Source organism: Psychrobacter sp. NPDC077938, assembly GCF_044542635.1.
GTDB lineage: Bacteria > Pseudomonadota > Gammaproteobacteria > Pseudomonadales > Moraxellaceae > Psychrobacter.
Genome location: NZ_JBITUW010000008.1, coordinates 69,674 through 87,013, shown reverse-complemented (window position 1 = coordinate 87,013; position 17,340 = coordinate 69,674). Strand labels below are relative to the sequence as shown.

Annotated in this window: 17 protein-coding genes; 12 read left to right on the top strand and 5 right to left on the bottom strand. The window is 42.9% G+C overall.

What is annotated here, in order from left to right; translation table 11 throughout:
* Positions 1 to 138 precede the first annotated feature (138 nt).
* The 4 genes from ACIGBM_RS12780 to ACIGBM_RS12765 all read left to right on the top strand — a co-directional run bounded on the left by ACIGBM_RS12780 (position 139) and on the right by ACIGBM_RS12765 (position 5,288).
* On the top strand, positions 139 to 1,518 hold the full coding sequence (locus tag ACIGBM_RS12780) for a PLP-dependent aminotransferase family protein (RefSeq protein WP_397478004.1): 1,380 nt from the start codon (positions 139 to 141) through the stop codon (positions 1,516 to 1,518).
* 244 nt (positions 1,519 to 1,762) lie between these two features.
* Positions 1,763 to 2,725, top strand: a complete 963-nt coding sequence (locus ACIGBM_RS12775) for an EamA family transporter (protein ID WP_397478003.1) — start codon at positions 1,763 to 1,765, stop codon at positions 2,723 to 2,725.
* 278 nt (positions 2,726 to 3,003) lie between these two features.
* Positions 3,004 to 4,434 carry a patatin-like phospholipase family protein gene (locus ACIGBM_RS12770; RefSeq protein ID WP_397478002.1) on the top strand — a complete coding sequence of 477 codons (1,431 nt, stop codon included), beginning with the start codon at positions 3,004 to 3,006 and terminating at the stop codon, positions 4,432 to 4,434.
* A 422-nt stretch (positions 4,435 to 4,856) separates the two neighbouring features.
* On the top strand, positions 4,857 to 5,288 hold the full coding sequence (locus ACIGBM_RS12765) for a DUF6789 family protein (RefSeq protein WP_298810842.1): 432 nt from the start codon (positions 4,857 to 4,859) through the stop codon (positions 5,286 to 5,288).
* 191 nt (positions 5,289 to 5,479) lie between these two features.
* On the opposite strand, the gene ACIGBM_RS12760 is transcribed toward ACIGBM_RS12765, so the two are convergent.
* The 3 genes from ACIGBM_RS12760 to ACIGBM_RS12750 form a co-directional block, all read right to left on the bottom strand.
* Positions 5,480 to 6,607, bottom strand: coding sequence for a M14-type cytosolic carboxypeptidase (locus ACIGBM_RS12760; RefSeq protein ID WP_397478001.1), 1,128 nt, complete (start codon positions 6,605 to 6,607; stop codon positions 5,480 to 5,482).
* Between the two features lie 208 nt (positions 6,608 to 6,815).
* Positions 6,816 to 8,360, bottom strand: a complete 1,545-nt coding sequence (locus ACIGBM_RS12755; protein ID WP_397478000.1) for an ATP-binding protein — start codon at positions 8,358 to 8,360, stop codon at positions 6,816 to 6,818.
* A gap of 1 nt (position 8,361) precedes the next feature.
* Positions 8,362 to 9,084, bottom strand: a complete 723-nt coding sequence (locus ACIGBM_RS12750) for a heavy metal response regulator transcription factor (RefSeq protein WP_057760064.1) — start codon at positions 9,082 to 9,084, stop codon at positions 8,362 to 8,364.
* A 256-nt stretch (positions 9,085 to 9,340) separates the two neighbouring features.
* On the opposite strand from ACIGBM_RS12750, the gene ACIGBM_RS12745 reads away from it, so the two are divergent.
* Complete coding sequence (locus tag ACIGBM_RS12745; RefSeq protein WP_397477999.1) at positions 9,341 to 9,625, top strand: hypothetical protein; 285 nt, start codon at positions 9,341 to 9,343, stop codon at positions 9,623 to 9,625.
* A gap of 111 nt (positions 9,626 to 9,736) precedes the next feature.
* Here the strand turns inward: ACIGBM_RS12745 and ACIGBM_RS12740 are convergent, their stop codons facing one another.
* On the bottom strand, positions 9,737 to 11,044 hold the full coding sequence (locus tag ACIGBM_RS12740; RefSeq protein WP_397477998.1) for an RNA-guided endonuclease InsQ/TnpB family protein: 1,308 nt from the start codon (positions 11,042 to 11,044) through the stop codon (positions 9,737 to 9,739).
* A gap of 74 nt (positions 11,045 to 11,118) precedes the next feature.
* Here ACIGBM_RS12740 and tnpA point away from each other — a divergent pair, with 74 nt between their 5' ends.
* The 7 genes from tnpA to ACIGBM_RS12705 all read left to right on the top strand — a co-directional run bounded on the left by tnpA (position 11,119) and on the right by ACIGBM_RS12705 (position 17,014).
* Positions 11,119 to 11,517, top strand: a complete 399-nt coding sequence (tnpA, locus tag ACIGBM_RS12735; protein WP_058025812.1) for an IS200/IS605 family transposase — start codon at positions 11,119 to 11,121, stop codon at positions 11,515 to 11,517.
* A 185-nt stretch (positions 11,518 to 11,702) separates the two neighbouring features.
* Positions 11,703 to 11,981: a hypothetical protein gene (locus tag ACIGBM_RS12730; protein WP_397477997.1), complete on the top strand. Its 279-nt coding sequence runs from the start codon at positions 11,703 to 11,705 to the stop codon at positions 11,979 to 11,981.
* A gap of 194 nt (positions 11,982 to 12,175) precedes the next feature.
* Positions 12,176 to 12,769 (top strand): c-type cytochrome, encoded by a 594-nt coding sequence (locus ACIGBM_RS12725; RefSeq protein ID WP_397477996.1) that lies wholly within the window; start codon positions 12,176 to 12,178, stop codon positions 12,767 to 12,769.
* Positions 12,770 to 12,923: 154 nt separating this feature from the next.
* Complete coding sequence (locus ACIGBM_RS12720; RefSeq protein WP_397477995.1) at positions 12,924 to 13,577, top strand: DUF411 domain-containing protein; 654 nt, start codon at positions 12,924 to 12,926, stop codon at positions 13,575 to 13,577.
* Positions 13,578 to 13,694: 117 nt separating this feature from the next.
* Positions 13,695 to 15,395 carry a copper resistance system multicopper oxidase gene (locus ACIGBM_RS12715; RefSeq protein ID WP_397477994.1) on the top strand — a complete coding sequence of 567 codons (1,701 nt, stop codon included), beginning with the start codon at positions 13,695 to 13,697 and terminating at the stop codon, positions 15,393 to 15,395.
* A 25-nt stretch (positions 15,396 to 15,420) separates the two neighbouring features.
* Positions 15,421 to 16,503, top strand: a complete 1,083-nt coding sequence (locus ACIGBM_RS12710; protein WP_397477993.1) for a copper resistance protein B — start codon at positions 15,421 to 15,423, stop codon at positions 16,501 to 16,503.
* A 43-nt stretch (positions 16,504 to 16,546) separates the two neighbouring features.
* Positions 16,547 to 17,014: a DUF305 domain-containing protein gene (locus ACIGBM_RS12705; protein WP_224737935.1), complete on the top strand. Its 468-nt coding sequence runs from the start codon at positions 16,547 to 16,549 to the stop codon at positions 17,012 to 17,014.
* Positions 17,015 to 17,049: 35 nt separating this feature from the next.
* Here ACIGBM_RS12705 and ACIGBM_RS12700 read toward each other — a convergent pair whose 3' ends face one another.
* Positions 17,050 to 17,271, bottom strand: coding sequence for a hypothetical protein (locus tag ACIGBM_RS12700; protein ID WP_191115288.1), 222 nt, complete (start codon positions 17,269 to 17,271; stop codon positions 17,050 to 17,052).
* Between the last annotated feature and the right edge of the window lie 69 nt (positions 17,272 to 17,340).

The window sequence follows — 17,340 nt, the reverse complement described above, 5'->3', positions numbered from 1 at the left end:
TACAATACAGTACAATTAGACAGAACTGTTTGGTCTATAGAACCCATACAGTTCGAACATCAAATCAATATACTGTCCTAGTTGTAACCTTGAGATAAGACCTTCATAAAAGCCGCCTTACCAAAAATTGTAAAAAATATGAATAAGAAGCTAACACGCATCGAAGTTGTCATGGCTGACGTAAAAGAGAAAATAGCGACCGTTATCTACATGCCAGAGTCGCGACTACCCTCCGTCCGTGCCGCTGCCAAAGATTATGGGTTCTCACCTTCTACGGTGGTTGAAGCCTATGAACGCCTGCAAACTGAGGGCATTATTTACTCCCGTCCTGGTGCAGGGTTTTATGTGGCAGAGACGACAGCGCCGCTAACATTGACAGATATAGCACCGAAAATTGATCGAGTGGTAGATCCATTGTGGGTATCACGGCAGTCGCTGGAGCCACCCGATGGTGCACTAAAGCCAGGCTGTGGGTGGTTGCCAGCGGACTGGCTATTTGAGGCAGGTATACGCCGTGGTCTGCGAAATGTGGCAAAAGCTGACGCGTCTATTATCAGTGAGTATGCAACGCCGCTAGGACTGTTAGCATTACGTCAACTACTCACGCGGCGTATGGCAGGATTGAGTATCAATGCAGAGCCATCACAGGTCATATTGACGGATTCAGGCACTCAGGCGATAGATTTGATTTTTCGATTTTTACTAACGCCGGGTGATACGGTTGTCGTCGATGATCCTTGCTATTTTAACTTTCGAGCACAGCTGCTTGCCCATCGGGTCAAAGTGATTGGCGTGCCTTATATGCCAAACGGGCCAGATGTAGAGGCCTTTGCAGTGATTTTAGATGAGCATAAGCCGCGCCTATACATCACCAATGCTGCCATTCATAATCCTACGGGCGCAACGTTATCACCTGCTACGGCATACCGTGTATTACAATTGGCTCAGACTGCTGGTTTGTACATTATCGAAGACGATATTTTTGCAGATTTTGAAGTCAAGCCTGCGGCGAGATTGGCGGCTTTAGATGGATTATCACGAGTATTCTATATCGGCAGTTTTTCTAAAACGTTATCCGCATCCCTACGCTGTGGTTATATTGCAGCGCCTATAGAATGGGTTGAGAGCTTGGTAGATTTAAAGATAGCGACTGGCTTTGGTGGCAGTAAGTTGGCGGCAGCTGTTGTTTTCTCAGCACTGACTGATAGCGGCTACCGTAAGCATATGAATGATATCCATACTCGGCTGGCAAGCGCGCATACTCATACGCTACCACGATTGGCCAAATTAGGCATCGTACCGTGGCTGCTCCCACAAGCAGGTATGTTCCTATGGTGCCGATTACCTGAGAATAATAATGCGACCGAATTGGCCAATCGCTGCTTATCACAGGGTGTGGTATTGGCACCGGGCAATGTTTTTAGCCAATCGGACAATGCTGAGAACTTTATGCGGTTCAATGTGGCACAGATGAATCATTCAAAAGTTTTCGAGGTATTGGCTCAATCGTTAGACTGACCAATCAGAGACTTGTATAGTCATTCCACTATAAAAGTATTACAGCGTTAACCTCGCTTGAAGTATCACATGTACATCTATAGTCGGTTGCCTTGTACTACTTTTAAATTGAATCGACTATGGTGCTAGTACCGTCCTATTATATAGTGACCTTTCGACTATAATTCTAAGCCTAAATATCAGCCAAACACAATCAAATCTAATCACTTCCGACAACGGATACTATTTCTCTAGGATAGCTCATATGTCCCCTATATATACTGCATTGGCTGTACTGGTTACCTTTATCTGGGGCGTAAATTTCACTTTTATTGCGTGGGGTCTTGAGAGCTTTCCGCCATTGATGCTTACCGCCCTGCGTTTTTTCTTTACTGCTGTGCCTCTGGTTTTATTTCTAAAGCCGCCTAAATTCAACCGTACCTTGTTTATTTATGCCATCGGTACATTTGTCATGCAGTACGCCTTTGTCTTTACAGCGATGCATCTGGGTTCATCCCCGGGGCTGACGGCACTACTGCTACAAATTCAGATTTTTATCACGGTATTGCTAGCATACTTTATATTGGGCGAAGCAGTCAGCCGCATGCAAATCGTCGGTATGTTGGTCGGTGTACTAGGACTCAGCGTGATTGCGTTAAACCTTGGCGGTGATATGCCTTTGGCAGGGTTCATCTGTATCCTGATAGCTGCCATCGGTTGGAGCTTTGGTAATATTGCCTCCAAGCAAGCATCAAAACAGGCCTCAGAAAAAGCTGCCCTACAAGAGAGGCAGCAAGGAACAAGGGTATCTGTTGCCCCATCTAGCACTGGAAAAAATAAAGCCTCTGCTCTATCTGCGTTAGCACTGGTAGTCTGGGGCGGTCTCATTGCTTGCGTGATGTTGACGATATCTTCTCTTACATTTGAGACTGATGCATGGCAGATGGCGACGTTTACTGAAGCATCACTCAAGTCTTGGCTCTCACTTGGGTTTATCGTCTATATCTCAACCTTAATTGGCTTTGGTCTGTGGGCACACTTACTCAGTCAAAATACCGCGTCCAAGGTTATGCCGTTTGCACTATTGGTGCCCGTATTCGGTATGGTGACCTCAGTACTACTCACAGGAGAAGTGGTGACTTGGTGGAAGATGCTGGCCATGATGTTGATCTTATCAGGGCTGCTATTAGCAAATGTGAAGATGAAAATGAAAAGAAGGGCTATTTGAATGGTTACTCAGTTTTATGTTGACTCGCTATTATCGTCCAGTTAAGGTTTATTCATAGTAATTAAATTGCTCACCGTGACTGATACTAGTAAGAAATCAATCTATATCAGCTTTGTTTTATATACGTCATATTTAGAAGATGCCCACTGCTCTTAAGTTTACTGCTCTTAAGTGTTAAGTCACAACCGACATGGAAGTCGAAAACTGACGTGGTTTGCTCTGTCATCAAGTAAAAAATACAGAGCGCACCGTAGTCTACAAACTTTGAGGTGATTTGCATGCGTATAGACATACCGACTTACTATGATCGTCTGCTGCAGAAACTCTCAAAGCTGATGGTTTCACCTCGATTATGCTTTGCGTTTTTTCTATTCATCATCATTATTATCTCGCTGTTATTCACTGGTTGCGCAAAACGAGTCTGGAACAAGCCCATTGTAGAGAAGAGCACTGCTCGCTATGATTTTCATAACAACCTCCCAAAAAACTCAGACGAAGTCTTTGTTGTACTTGCCTTTTCTGGCGGTGGTACACGGGCAGCAGCACTCAGCTACGGGGTGCTAGAAAAGCTACGTGATACACCAGTAACTATCAATGGCGTAGAGCGCCGACTATTAGATGAAGTCGATGTCATCTCTTCGGTATCTGGCGGGAGCTACACAGCAGCATATTACGGGCTATTTGGCGATGACATTTTTGAGAAATTTGCTCCAGAATTCTTGTATGAAGACTGGCAATCACGACTGATTAGACTTGCGATACGTCCGCAAAGCCTAATAGCGATGAGCAGTTCTGAATACAATCGTGGGGATTTGGTGGCTAACAATTTAGACAACAGTCTATTTCAACAAAAGACCTTTGCTGATATGAGCCGTGGAAAATTGCCTTACGTTATCCTAAATGCAAGTGATCTAAACAACGCCATGACTTTTTCATTTACTCAGCAACAGTTCGACTTTTTGTGTTCGGATTTATCAAGCTACCCAGTTGCCAATGCGGTGATGGCCTCTTCCTCAGTCCCTGGCATCTTTGCCCCTATTGCCCTACACAACTTTTCTGATTGTTCGCAGCGCTCGCAGCCTTGGGTCAATGACGCACTAAATCAAGACAGTCATTTGCCGCGTAGTTATGCGATAGCTCGCGCGTTAGATCGGTATTCGCAGCCAGAGCGGATGCCAGTAGTGCGCTTGGTAGATGGCGGGGTAACCGATAATCTTGGCGTGCGCGGCTCAATGATGAGTCCTGTGACCCAATATGGCGATGTGCCCAACATGGCAGGCGCTTTCAGTCCTGCGAAATTACGCCAAGTCAGACAAGTACTGGTCGTTGTGGCCAATGCTCAGACCTATTCAGAGCATGAGTGGTCAGTAGAAAATAAAGACCCGAGTTTTCTTGATACCATTTCAGCGGCGAGTGAAGTCGCACTAGGCACACTAAATAACGAAACTGTCTCATTGGCCAAAAAAGAGTTTTTACAATGGGGAGAGCATGTAAATGCTCAGCGACCTGCAAGTGCGCCTCAGGTAGAAGTGCATTTCTCCGTATTAACCTTCGATCAAGTCAAAGATAAAACAGAGCGTGCAAAGTTCGATGCCATGCCGACCACCTTTCATTTACAACCTGAACAAGTAGATGACTTACGCTATTTGGGCAGTGATTTACTTGAACAATCTAAAGAGTTTCAAAATTTCCGCAATGCCCTCCAATGACCGTCATCGTGCTTGCCAATAACCAAGTATGCGTGACTGTCAAAATTCCTTAGCAGCATCATGACTGATAGCATGCCAGCCTATATTTACCGCATTTTTCTATCTCTGCCTGATATATTCATCTCATTTCTCTTCTAACTGAATATTCATAGCGTGCTTGTGGTTACAAGTAATATTGAACGATTACTCAAAATTACTTGAATGACTGTTCAAGACCTTTTATCGTAGAAACAATACATATTGGGGTTTTTAATACTTGGCAGGTAGTACACGATAGTCTTGAAGATTACCCATATTCTTCAATATCTCTACCGTATATATAAGCGGCCGTCTATCTCCAATGTATTACGACTGGATAATAACCAAAATTAAAAACGTTAAGAAAATAATAACGATTCAAACCTGAAAAAGGAATGACTACTATGAACAAATATATGGCTGGAATAATAGCTGCTTTTATCGCGACCATCGTTATGTCGCTACTTCTCATGCTAAAAAGTGCAATAGGCCTCATGCCTGATTTAGATATTATTGCGATGCTTGCATCGATGATGGGTGGCAGTCACATAATAGCGTGGATTGCTCACTTTATGATCGGATCGATCGGCTATGGTATCGTCATGGCATTGATAGCAGGTACGGATAGAAGTAAGAACTTTACGCTGACTGGCGCAATGGTAGGTGCAATTGGTTGGTTTATGATGATGATTGCTATTATGCCTATGATGGGCAATGGCTTATTTGGTTTATCTATGCCAAGCGGCATTATGATCCCCATCGCTACTCTTATGCTACATCTCGTATTTGGTGTAGTATTGGGCAAAGTTTATGCCAAGCTGGTTGCCGCACACTAAAAACTTAAACACCAATCAGCTATAAGAATATTTGATTGAAACTCGATATTAAAAATCAACATTAAAAAGTGACATTAAAAGTATAAATTTAAGTGCCTTTATAAGTATTTAAAATACGCTGCTAACGATGACCACTAAAACACTTGGCCATCATTAGCAGCTTTTTATTTTCTGCAGCTTTTTTTCTATAGTTATCGTAAATCATCCACGACAGCTAGCATTGCTACCAGTGATGCTTCGCCTAATTTGATAGAACGCTCTGGCGACCAACCCATCTCTTCATCGGGCAGATTATCATTGTCTTTAAATGGCATCTCTAACGTATTAGCAAGGCAATCAAAACGCTCTGCTACCCAATTGGTGGCAACGGTCATATTGGCAGCACCTGGTGCATCAATCTCATAGCCAAATTCAGACTGAAAATCAGCACTGGCCAGCTTTAATACCTCTGAAAATCTATCGCGCAGACCAGCGAGACGGTCACTATAGCTTGGCGTCCCTTGCGAGCCAGCGAGGAATACGTAAGGCAATGCTTCATCACCATGCACATCATAAAACAGATCAACGCCTGTCGCTTCCATTTTATGAATCACATGAAACACTTCAGGGCTTTTGTCTAAGCTTGGACTTTGCCATTCACGGTTTAGATTGGTTCCGGCAGCGTTAGTACGCAGGTGTCCGCGCACGCTGCCGTCGGGGTTCATATTGGGTACAATATAGAAGTTTGCTTTGTCTAGTAACTGTTTTCCTGTTGCATTATCGCTATTTAACAAGCTATACAACAAGCCCTCGATCAGCCATTCAGCCATCGTTTCACCTGGGTGCTGACGGGCGGTAATCCATATGTTGCGCTTGTGGGCAGCACCGTCACCTATTTTGACTAGGGTCAAGTCACGTTTATCAAGCGTTTCGCCTAGATGCTCTAACGTCACTAGCGGATGCACTTGCACGGCGGCCAATAAATCTTGATGACGCTCATAGCTATAAGGCGCAAAATACGCAATCTGAATGGTTTCGCATTCTAACTCTGCCACGATGGTCAACTTGCCATCTTTATAAGAGGTTGGCAGACGGAACCAATGCTGACGATCATAAGAAGCCACCGCTTGGTAGTTCTCCCACCCTTTTAGATAAGACGCCTCTCCTGCATTCAGAATATTGAGAACATACTGCTTCCCTATTTGACCTGACAAACGAAAGTTAAACCACTGGAAAAACTCGCCGCCAACATCTGGACGAATCGCTAATTGAATGTCGTTTTTGTCATCTGCATTAATAATGTCAATGTTGCCTGCATCAAAATTAGCCGTGATATGCATAGTCATTCTCTAATTGATTTTTATGATTGTGTTTTAAGTATTATGTTCGTTATCGACTTACTATTTTACCTATTGCCTTTTAATAATCTCTAGCTTTATATTGGGCATTAGACATACATTTACTTGGTCATTACCAGCTCGTTTTCAAGGCAATCACTTGCCAAATCTATCTATTCAGATTGAATATCTATCGTTGACTACTAAAAGATTAAACGTCCGTCAATAACTCGACACTCACTTGAAAGTAATCATCGTCTTTTATAGTAATACTGACGTTACCGTTATGCGCCCCAACGATAGACTGTACGATAGATAGACCCAAACCTGTTCCTGTATGGCGATCTATTGTTTTATGATGTCGATAAAAGCGCTCAAACAACTTATCTGCCTCACTTTGTGTCAATGGCTCATCTAATTGGTTGGTGATGGTCATTCGTAGAACGGCTTGTTTTGATTGTTGAAGACTGCTTATCGTTGTGTCCACTATCTCATCTGAGTTTATTTTATCTGCAGTAATGGTTATAACGCTATCTTGAGCAGCATAATAAATCGCATTCGATATCAAGTTAGCAAAGAGCCTTTGTAATAAACTTTTGTCTCCTAAGACAGCGCCAAACTCACCTTTGGTTTCAATAGCGATACCTCGGTCTTCTGCAATCATTTCGTAGTAATCAACGAGCTTGGTGATTAAACTGTCCGTATCCACGTGACTGATTTGCGAGTCACTCAATCCTTTTTGGGTTTTTGCCAGCAGCAGCATATTATTTATCATGGCCGACAGCTGCTCTAAGGTGTCATGCTGATGGTGTAGCTGCTCAATGTATTCATCACCCGTTCTTGGTTTGTTTAACATGACTTGCGTTTGCGTGCTGAGTGTCGCTATTGGAGTGCGCAGCTCATGGGCGATATTGTCTGAAAACCGAGACAATGATTCAAAATTACTTTCAAGCTTGGCCATCATCGAATTGTAAGATTCTGCTAGTGGTCGCAGCTCTAACGGCATATCGCTGACCGTGACTCTATCATCCAATCTGTCAGGATTCATTCTTTTCATTTTTTGGACGATGGTCGCCAAAGGTGCAAAACCCCAGTACACACCCAATGCCGCTACTGAGACGAGCAACAAGGTAATCGCGAACAAAATCATACTAAGCTGACGATTGAACTGTAATAAATACTGATGATGCACATCTATAGGCAATGCGATAAGCGCGAGCATTTTGTCATCTTCAATGACCATTGCTCGATAGTATCGACTGTTGATATTCATCACAAACTGTTGCTTATCATTATCTTGTTTCAGTGATGACAGATTAAACCCTTCCCCTAGCTCTTGAGCAAAGTTATTGGGTGTACTAGACAGTATCTGCCCTTCTTTATTAGCGATAATGGTTTTTAGATCGTAATCTAGCCAAGAAGAATGCTGATGATCAGCTTCCTCTGATATCACTGCGGTAGAAGTATTTCCATCAAATTTTATGTCAGGTGCCGCTCTTAGCGGCTGTTGACTATTCAATGGATTTTGAGAGCTAGGTAGGGTTTGAGAAGTTATAGGGCTACTATCTATCACTCGTTTACGTAGATTAAAAGCCGCATGGGTCATAATCTCAGCGTCCATTTGCTCGAAATGGCCTTTAACAGAACGCTGTATCCATATATAAATAATAACCTGCGATATAACAACAAATATCGTGAGCAACAGCACAGTACGCCATAATAGCGGCAAGCGCCGATTATCAAACCTATATTTCATATTAGACATTGCCAGCTTCGTGAGATGGTTTGCTATCAAGCGCTGTATCGACCGCTTCTAACCGATAGCCCATCCCGCGCACCGTATGAATCAGCTTTGCGTCATGATCATCGTCTATTTTTATACGAAGACGCCTTATCGCCACATCAATCACATTGGTATCATTTTCAAAGTTCATATCCCATACTTGGGAGGCGATGATTGAGCGTGGAAGCACTTCACCGCGGCGCTCTAATAAAAACTGTAGTAAGGAAAACTCTTTTGCCGTGAGCTTAATAGGCTTATCTCCTCTATGCACCGTGCGCTTGCCAATGTCCATCTTGAGATCCGCTATTTGCATAATCGTACTTTGATAGTCGGCTTGATTGGCACGTCGTAATAAGCTTTTCATCCTGACGATCAATTCTGCAAAGGCGAAAGGTTTGGTCAAATAATCATCACCACCAATCTCAATCCCCTTTATCTTGTCACTCAAGTCATCTTTTGCGGTTAGAAATAGCACAGGTGTATGCTTGCCTGCCGCTCGGTAATTACGCACCAGCTCAAAACCACTAACGTCAGGTAGCATCACATCCATCAATATCACGCTAAATTCTTCCGTCATCAATGCATGATAGCCATCTAATCCTGTTAGCTGATGATCCACGATAAACCCAGCCTCGGTTAAGCCTTTTTTTATATACTCGCCAAGCTTCAATTCATCTTCTACCAGCAGTACTTTCATTGTAATTCCTCAATACGGTCATGATTGTTTAACGTTCTAACCAGCACAGGTGACAACATTGATGGGTAACTGACAAAGATGTCATGTGCTCGTAATCAGACTGTCAGTTTTATTTTGCTAACCTATATAAACGGTACATAGGTTCTCGTTTCCAATGCCTAGCTACTATTCAATCCTTAGCTACTATCCAATACTTAGCTACGATGAATTATTTTTATCGGTAATCAATGTAAACAACTTACAAAAGAGGTTTTATATGAAAATTCACGGTTCATTAAAAAAATTAACACTGCTGTCGGTATCTATACTTATCGGTACTACCACTGCCAATGCGCATACGACTGATCTAAGCACTTCAATCATCAACAACTGCGATGCTGTGACTGAGTTTGCAAAAAACTTGGATCATAACGATGCTCAGCTCTCAAATTCACAAATGAAAAGTTATATCGATGCGAGAGTGGCTTGTGAGATTGAACACAAAGATCAACATCTACAGTCTGAAAAATACTTTATCAATAAATATGGTAGCGATAAGTAACATCAGCTCTGATGTCATACTAAAGGATTACTGACAACATTAAAAACCATAATTGACACACTCCCACCACTTTCGCGAAGCTCAAGTGGGGGATTCTAAAAGCAGATGCTCTTAGGCGACTTTCTCACGAAGGTCGCTTATTTTCTGTTTCAACGGGCGACCTTTACTGCATCCTCCCTCCGCAGACAAAACGGCATGTCCTGCCGCTAATATGTTACGAGCCGCATTAAAATCAGCGTTCGCAACATACCTACATTTGACGCACTCAAATTTTGACTGAGTTTGTCTGTTATCGACAGCGATATGCTGGCATTCAGAGCAGGTTTGGCTAGTGTATCGTGGGTTTACCTTAATCAGTAACCCACCGCGCCATTGTTGCTTGTACTCAAGCATATTGACCATCATGCCCCAGCCTTGATCTAGGATGGATTTATTTAATCCTGATTTGGCTTTGACATGATGACCTTTGTTCTCCACCGTACCACTGGCTGATTTTGACATATTGGCGACTTTTAAATCTTCACAAGCAATCATGGCGTGGCTTTTGCTGATGCTGGTGGTGATTTTATGCAAGTAGTCATGTCTGATATTGGCAATGTGGCTGTGGAGTTTTTGAATCTTGCGGTTTTGCTTTTTCCAGTTCTCACTGAATTTTACTTTCTTTGCTAGCCCTCGTTGCAGCTTGGCAAGTTTGAGTTGATTGGCTTTAAAGCTATTCTTAGGTTTAATATATTCACCGTTTGAGGTGGTGAGTAGTTTGCTGATGCCAACGTCCAAGCCAATGGCGCTTGTGGCAGGATGGCGTGGGTTCTCATCCAGTTCGCGCTCTGTGCCAAACGACACATACCAGTGCCCCGATTTCTTGCTAATGGTGACATTTTTAACCGTGCCGATGATGTCTTGCGATTTTCTAAACTTCACCAAGCCCACGCCATTCGGTAGTTTTACTCGATTGCCCTCAACACGGCAGTATTTGTCAAACTGAACCAAGCGAATTGAGTCACGCCCATCTGATTTGCGCTTAAATTTTGGCATCAACGGGCGTAGCTGGATTTCTGTGCCATCAGCCAGTTTAAAGAACTTGGGTTTGCGAGGTTTCTTTTTATTTTCTTTCAATCTGGCATGTACTTTGGGATCAAAGAAACGCGACCAAGCCGATGCCAGATCACGTACTTTTTGTTGTAAAGATACAGCGTTTGAGCTGGTTTTTAAGAACTCGAAATCAGGGTTGCTCTTTAGATCCATGATTTTATTAACAAGGTTCGTGGCATTGATAAACTCATCTTTAGCAAACATCTCAAATGAGATCGCTAGCATTTGATTCCAAACAAAACGTGCAGAGCCGACAAGATTATTTAGAACAATCTCCTGCTCCGCATTAGGCTCAAGCCTAAATTTATACGCTTTGTTGATTTTCATAAATGCGTTATTTATTAATGAGTGTGTATTTGATATTATGCTTATAATACTAGCATTTAAGGATATTTATTGCAATGAGTGAGGTATATAAAAACCGCCATGCTACCTTTAACCTCCACGTTCATTTGGTTTTTATCACTAAGTACCGAAAAAAAGTTTTAGGTGAGCTGCATCATGATTATTTCAGTGAGTGTGCTGCTGAGGTATGTAAAAGTTTTGATGCTGAGTTGAAAGAATGTAACGGTGAGACAGATCATATCCACATGCTTATCCAGTACCCGCCAACGGTGCAATTAAGCAAATTGGTTAATAACTTGAAGTCAGTCACAAGTAGACGAATGAGGGGTGATTTCATTGATTTAAGAGCAGCTTATTCCAAGCCTGTGCTTTGGTCACGCTCCTACTTTGCAAGCTCTTGTGGCGGTGCGGCATTAGATATTATTAAGCAATATATTCAGAACCAGCGAGGCTAACCAGTGATGCGAAATTCACCTCCACCCTAATGTCAGGTGGAGTCCTCTTTCGTTTTTTTGATAGTAGGATGACAGAATTGTAATCTTACCGTCATCTCTCTGTCAGAATCACTAAAGTATGCTTTAAAGTAACTTAATATCTTAAAGTCTTTTCGACTACATACCAAATCAAATAAGGATTTACCATGTCACTATTCAAATCAATGCCACTGCTCAAATCAATCGTAGCAACTGCTATAGCTTTAGTTGTTTCAACCTCTGCATTGGCACACGATCCAAAAATGCATGCTGAAAAAGACCAAATGAACTGTGAGAAAATGCAAAAGCATATGCAGATGATGCAAAAAATGGATCATAGCAAAATGGATATGAATGATCCTGCTATGAAAGCCATGATGGCTAACATGAGCAAAATGAAAGCGATGTACCAAAAGCACTGTGTGAGCAGCGATAGCGACTCTTAAATATCAATTTATAAGTTCAATACTATAGTCAGTTCAATATAATTTCGATACAAGGAAACCGAGTGCAAGTTATACATTAGTATGCTTAGCGAGGATGACGCTGTAGCGGATTTATATAGACTTGACTATATTGTTAGAGAAGCTGATCAAGCAGTAATGGGATATTAAAGAAAATGGATTTTTAGGACAAACCTATGAAGTTCTTGTTAGGAATACTTTTTACTGTCTTTGTCGCTATTACGGGTATTTTTATTACTGTGACTAGTGGCATGATAAATATCGGTGCTGATCGAGCTCATAGTCCGCTGGTTTACGATTTTTTAGAAACTGCTCGCACACGCTCAATTGAACATGCCAGTAAGAATATTTTGGTTCCCAATTTAAAGAAGGCGGAAATGATCAGCTCGGGCGGTGCAGATTACAAAGATATGTGTGCAGGCTGTCATTTGTCTCCCGGCGTCAACAGCACAGATTTAAATAGCGGTATGTATCCAAAGCCCCCTAACTTTACTGAGGCGGATGTCGTTAAGCGCTATCAAAACGAGGCTGGTGCCAGACAAAGCTTTTGGGCGATTAAACATGGCATTATGGCGTCTGGCATGCCCGCTTGGGGCGCTACTCACGATGATGACAGGATATGGGCGATGGTCGCTTTTATTAGATCGTTACCTGACTTAAATGAAAACCAATACACCATGCTAACGACTCGGCTAGACGATAGTATGTTGGATATGTCATTTGATGGTGAGATGGATATGTCAGGTGATGGATCCGGCATGCAACATTGATTTTTTATACAAAATGCAGTGCTCAATAGTGCTGCTTTTTGCGATTTGAGTTTTAAGCTTTACTAACATTATTTTGTCCAGTGCTATTTTATCCAGTGATAGGGCTTTAATTTTATAATATTTAATCGTCAGACAGACGCTCGGGAGTGGTTTTATGAGACGCTATACTAATAGATTTATTAATGAACATCATCTGATATCTGGCCGTGTGCTCTCGGCGATCATGGTATTGCCATTATCATTAACGATTGCCGCTTGTAGTCAACCTAATTCCGCTGCTGCTGACTCAACACCAGCGACTGAGCCAACTATTGCTACGCAAAACGTGCAAACTACGCACACGGAGCAGCCCACAACTGAAATAATGCCAGTCAGCGCTCCTTCAGATACCCAATCAACTATCCTAAAAAATATCTCAGCCATCGTCTATAAAGATGCCAATTGTGGCTGCTGCAAAGAATGGGTCGGTTATGCCGAAGGTCATGGTTTAAACGCAACTGCACAGAATGTCGAAGACGTGTCCTTGTTTAAAGAGCGATACAGCGTACCGCAGCAAATGCGCTCTTGCCATACCACCGTTACTACTGATGGCTACGTATTCGAAGGTCATGTCCCTGCAAAGTATATGGCGCAGTTCCTAAAAAACCCGCCAAGTGATGCGATCGGACTTGCTGTACCGAGCATGCCAGTCGGTAGCCCAGGTATGGAATACCAAGATAAATTTATGCCATATAAAGTGATGCAGCTTAACAAAGATGGTTCAACAGCTATTTATGCAACTATTGACTCACCGCAGCAGCAAATCTAGCTTGGTTGTCGTTTAAATAGCTTATCCAGCTCTATTAATAAGCGGCCAAAGACATAGGCTTAGCTGATAAATACAGACTCAACTCTCACTTTATGGACATAAATCAGGTGAATAATTATGAACAAAACTATGCTTAACCGCAGGCGTTTTTTGACAGGATCTTCTACCTTGTTAGGGGCATCCATGCTGTCCACCCTACCGTCTATTGCCAATAGTGCGCTCGGTAAAGGCCAGCAGAATGTAGCCGTCAACAGTGATAAATCTGACCATATCGTACCTATCCTAACTGGGAATGAGTTTGACCTGTATGTCAGCAAGAAGCCCGTTATCGTCAATGGCAAGTCGAGTATGGCAACACTGATTAATGACTCATTGCCAGCACCAACGCTAAAGATGCAAGAAGGCGATACAGTAACTATCCGTGTTCATAACCAGATGAATGAGTCAACCTCTATCCATTGGCATGGCTTGCTCGTCCCTTTTGAGATGGATGGGGTGCCAGGTATCAGTTTCGATGGTATTCCTGCAAATAGCACCTTTACCTATAAATTCAAACTTAAACAATCAGGCACCTATTGGTATCACTCACACAGTGGCTTTCAAGAGCAAACTGGTATGCTTGGTGCCATTGTGATTGAGCCAAAAGGCCGTGAGCGTCATCCAGTCGCAGAAGACCATGTAATCGTGCTGAGTGATTGGACGCACCGCGATCCACACAATCTCTTGAAGTTGCTCAAACAGCGCGCTGACTTTGATAATTATCATCTGCCAGATTTCAAAAAACTATTGTCAGATATCGCCGCAACAGATTTAGAAGCCGCTTATGACAAGCGCAAAATGTGGAATCAGATGCGCATGATGCCAACGGATTTTACTGATTTATCTGGCGAAAAGACCTTTACCTATCTGATGAATGGTAAGACCACAGCGGCCAATTGGACACAGCTAGTAAAAGCAGGACAGCCCGTTAAATTACGCTTTATCAATGCTTCAGCGCAAACCATTTTTGATGTGCGTATACCGGGTCTCAAGATGACTGTGGTAGCAACAGATGGTATTGATGTCGCACCCGTTGCGATTGATGATTTCCGCATTGGCGTGGCTGAGACCTATGATGTCATCGTCACGCCTACTCAAGATGCGCATACGATATTTGCCCAAAATATCGACCGTTCAGGCTATGTCGCGACCACGCTTGCGACCAAAAAAGGTACGCGAGCTGCCATACCGGCTATGGACAAGATCGAATGGCTAACCATGTCCGATATGATGGGTGCGATGGGTGATAAAGGCTACAAAGCAAAGCATGCTAAGACCGAATATGACTTTAAATCTGACATGCGTGTCGACAGTCCACGTATGAACCTCGATGATCCCGGTATTAACCTGCGCAATATTGATAGAAAAGTCTTGACTTATGACCAATTACGTTCCGTAGATGAGGCTATATTTGCAGAGCAGCGCAAGCCTACTAGAGAGATTGAGCTACATTTAACGGGTAACATGGAGCGCTATATTTGGGCGTTAGATGGTGTCATGTTTAAGGATGCAACGCCTGTCAATATTAAGCCTAACGAGCGCGTGCGTATCACCTTAGTTAATGACACGATGATGAACCATCCTATGCATCTGCATGGTATGTGGAGCGACTTGCGCACGCCATTTGGAGACTTTCAGGTACGTAAACATACGATTGTGGTGCAGCCAGCGCAAAAGATTAGCTTTGATGTGACGGGAGAAGTTGGACGATGGGCGTGGCATTGCCATCTGCTTTATCACATGGAAGCCGGTATGTTTAGAGAAGTTGCCGTTGTTTAACAAACCTTCGAATATGAGGCTTATTATGAAAATATCTAAGAAAAATCTGCCATTCATTGGTTTGTCGTCGCTAGTCTTGCTCACATCATCGTTTGCAACGGCTGCTAATATGTCTGGTATGGATCATAGCGGCATGGATATGTCAGGTGATATGTCCAATATGGATCACAGTGGCATGGATATGTCAGGTGGTATGTCCGATATGGATCATAGCGGCATGGATATGTCTGGTATGGACCACAGCGGCATGGACATGTCAGGTGATATGTCTGATATGGACCACAGTGGCATGGATATGTCGGGCGATATGTCTGGTATGGATCATAGTGGTATGGATATGTCGGGCGATATATCTGATATGGATCACAGTGGCATGGATATGTCTGGTATGCAAGGTGGGCAGCCACCAGCCGATGCTCGCAGTCCAGACTATTCAAATGGGGTTCCCTACGGACAGTATGGTAAGCCAATGATGATGGGCAGCATGCCATTATGGGGAGTGTCAGTAGACGACTTGGGCTATCAGTTTGATGAAGACCAAATCAACTTTGAAGCTGAAGGTTGGTATGGTACTGATAGCAATCGTATAAGACTACGCACGGAAGGTAGTGCTCAGACTAAAGATGATAAAGAAATAGATAGCTTGAGCTCCCTTGCTTATTGGAAACCACTGAGTATTTTTTGGAATGGTGAAGCTGGTGTCGCTTACGATACTGAAAACGATAACGCTGCAATAATGGCAGGTATTGTCGGCACCGCGCCTTATTTTATCGAAACGGATGCGAGAGCCTACTTATATACCGATGGTCAACTTCGTCTTGATTTGGGCGCAGAGTACGAATGGCGTTTGGATCAGCGTTGGGTGGTCATACCAGAGGTAGGATTGACTGCCTTTAGTAAAGATGACCATGATAATGGTATTACCAAAGGCTTTAATGAGATGGAAGCTGAGGTTAGGCTGACTTACGAGACGTTCAGTCGCCAGCTAGCACCTTATGTGGGGGTTAGTTATGAGACAGCGCTTGGCAAGGCTCGTGGTCAACGACGTCAAGAAAATGAATCGGTTGATAGCAGTAGTTTGACTGCGGGAGTTAAATTCTGGTTTTAACTGTCTACCCATTTTAATTTAACAAAACAATGGAGGTCATATCATGGAAGCTGCTAAGCAAAAAAATATGAACCCTTATGTAAAATTCACCTTAATGATTCTGACATCGACTGTCATCATGTATATCATGATGTACTTCAATACCTACCAGTGGGATCACATTTACTTTAGTGAAACCCGAGCGTATATGGCGCTTTACATGGGTGCCGGTATGGCAGTGGTCATGTTGGCATTTATGACCAATATGTATAAGAAGACCAAGGTCAATTTGATGATCTATGGTCTGAGCGTATTGATGTTTGCTGTTGGTATTTGGGGCGTCAGATCACAAGCAACGGTCGACCAAGTCGATTGGATGCAAGCGATGATACCGCATCACTCGATTGCCATTCTCACCAGTAGCCGCGCTGATATTGAAGATCCGCGTGTGCAACAGCTTGCTGATGATATTATAAAAGCCCAAAAGCGTGAAATTGATGAAATGAAGCAGTTGATTGATGAGCTTGAATAAGAGAATGGTGTACCAGTGAACGCTGCGAAAAGTGATCACTCTTTTCTGCTCAGACGCTCAATGACCCAGCCTGCTAGTGGGAAAGACACCAACTGTGTCAGTGGAACAAGTATGATGGTTTCAATTAATACCACCACTGGCAGGCTTAAACCCTGAGTTATAGGCTTCAATAACGTTAATACAATTAGGAGCGTTGGATACAGCCCTATATATCCTATTAATATGCGTATAAGTCTGTCTTTGGAGTTCTGATTCATGACATGATACCGACTGATAATTAAGCCTCTGCTTATATAAAAGCGTTAAATTTGTAAATAGAAATAAGG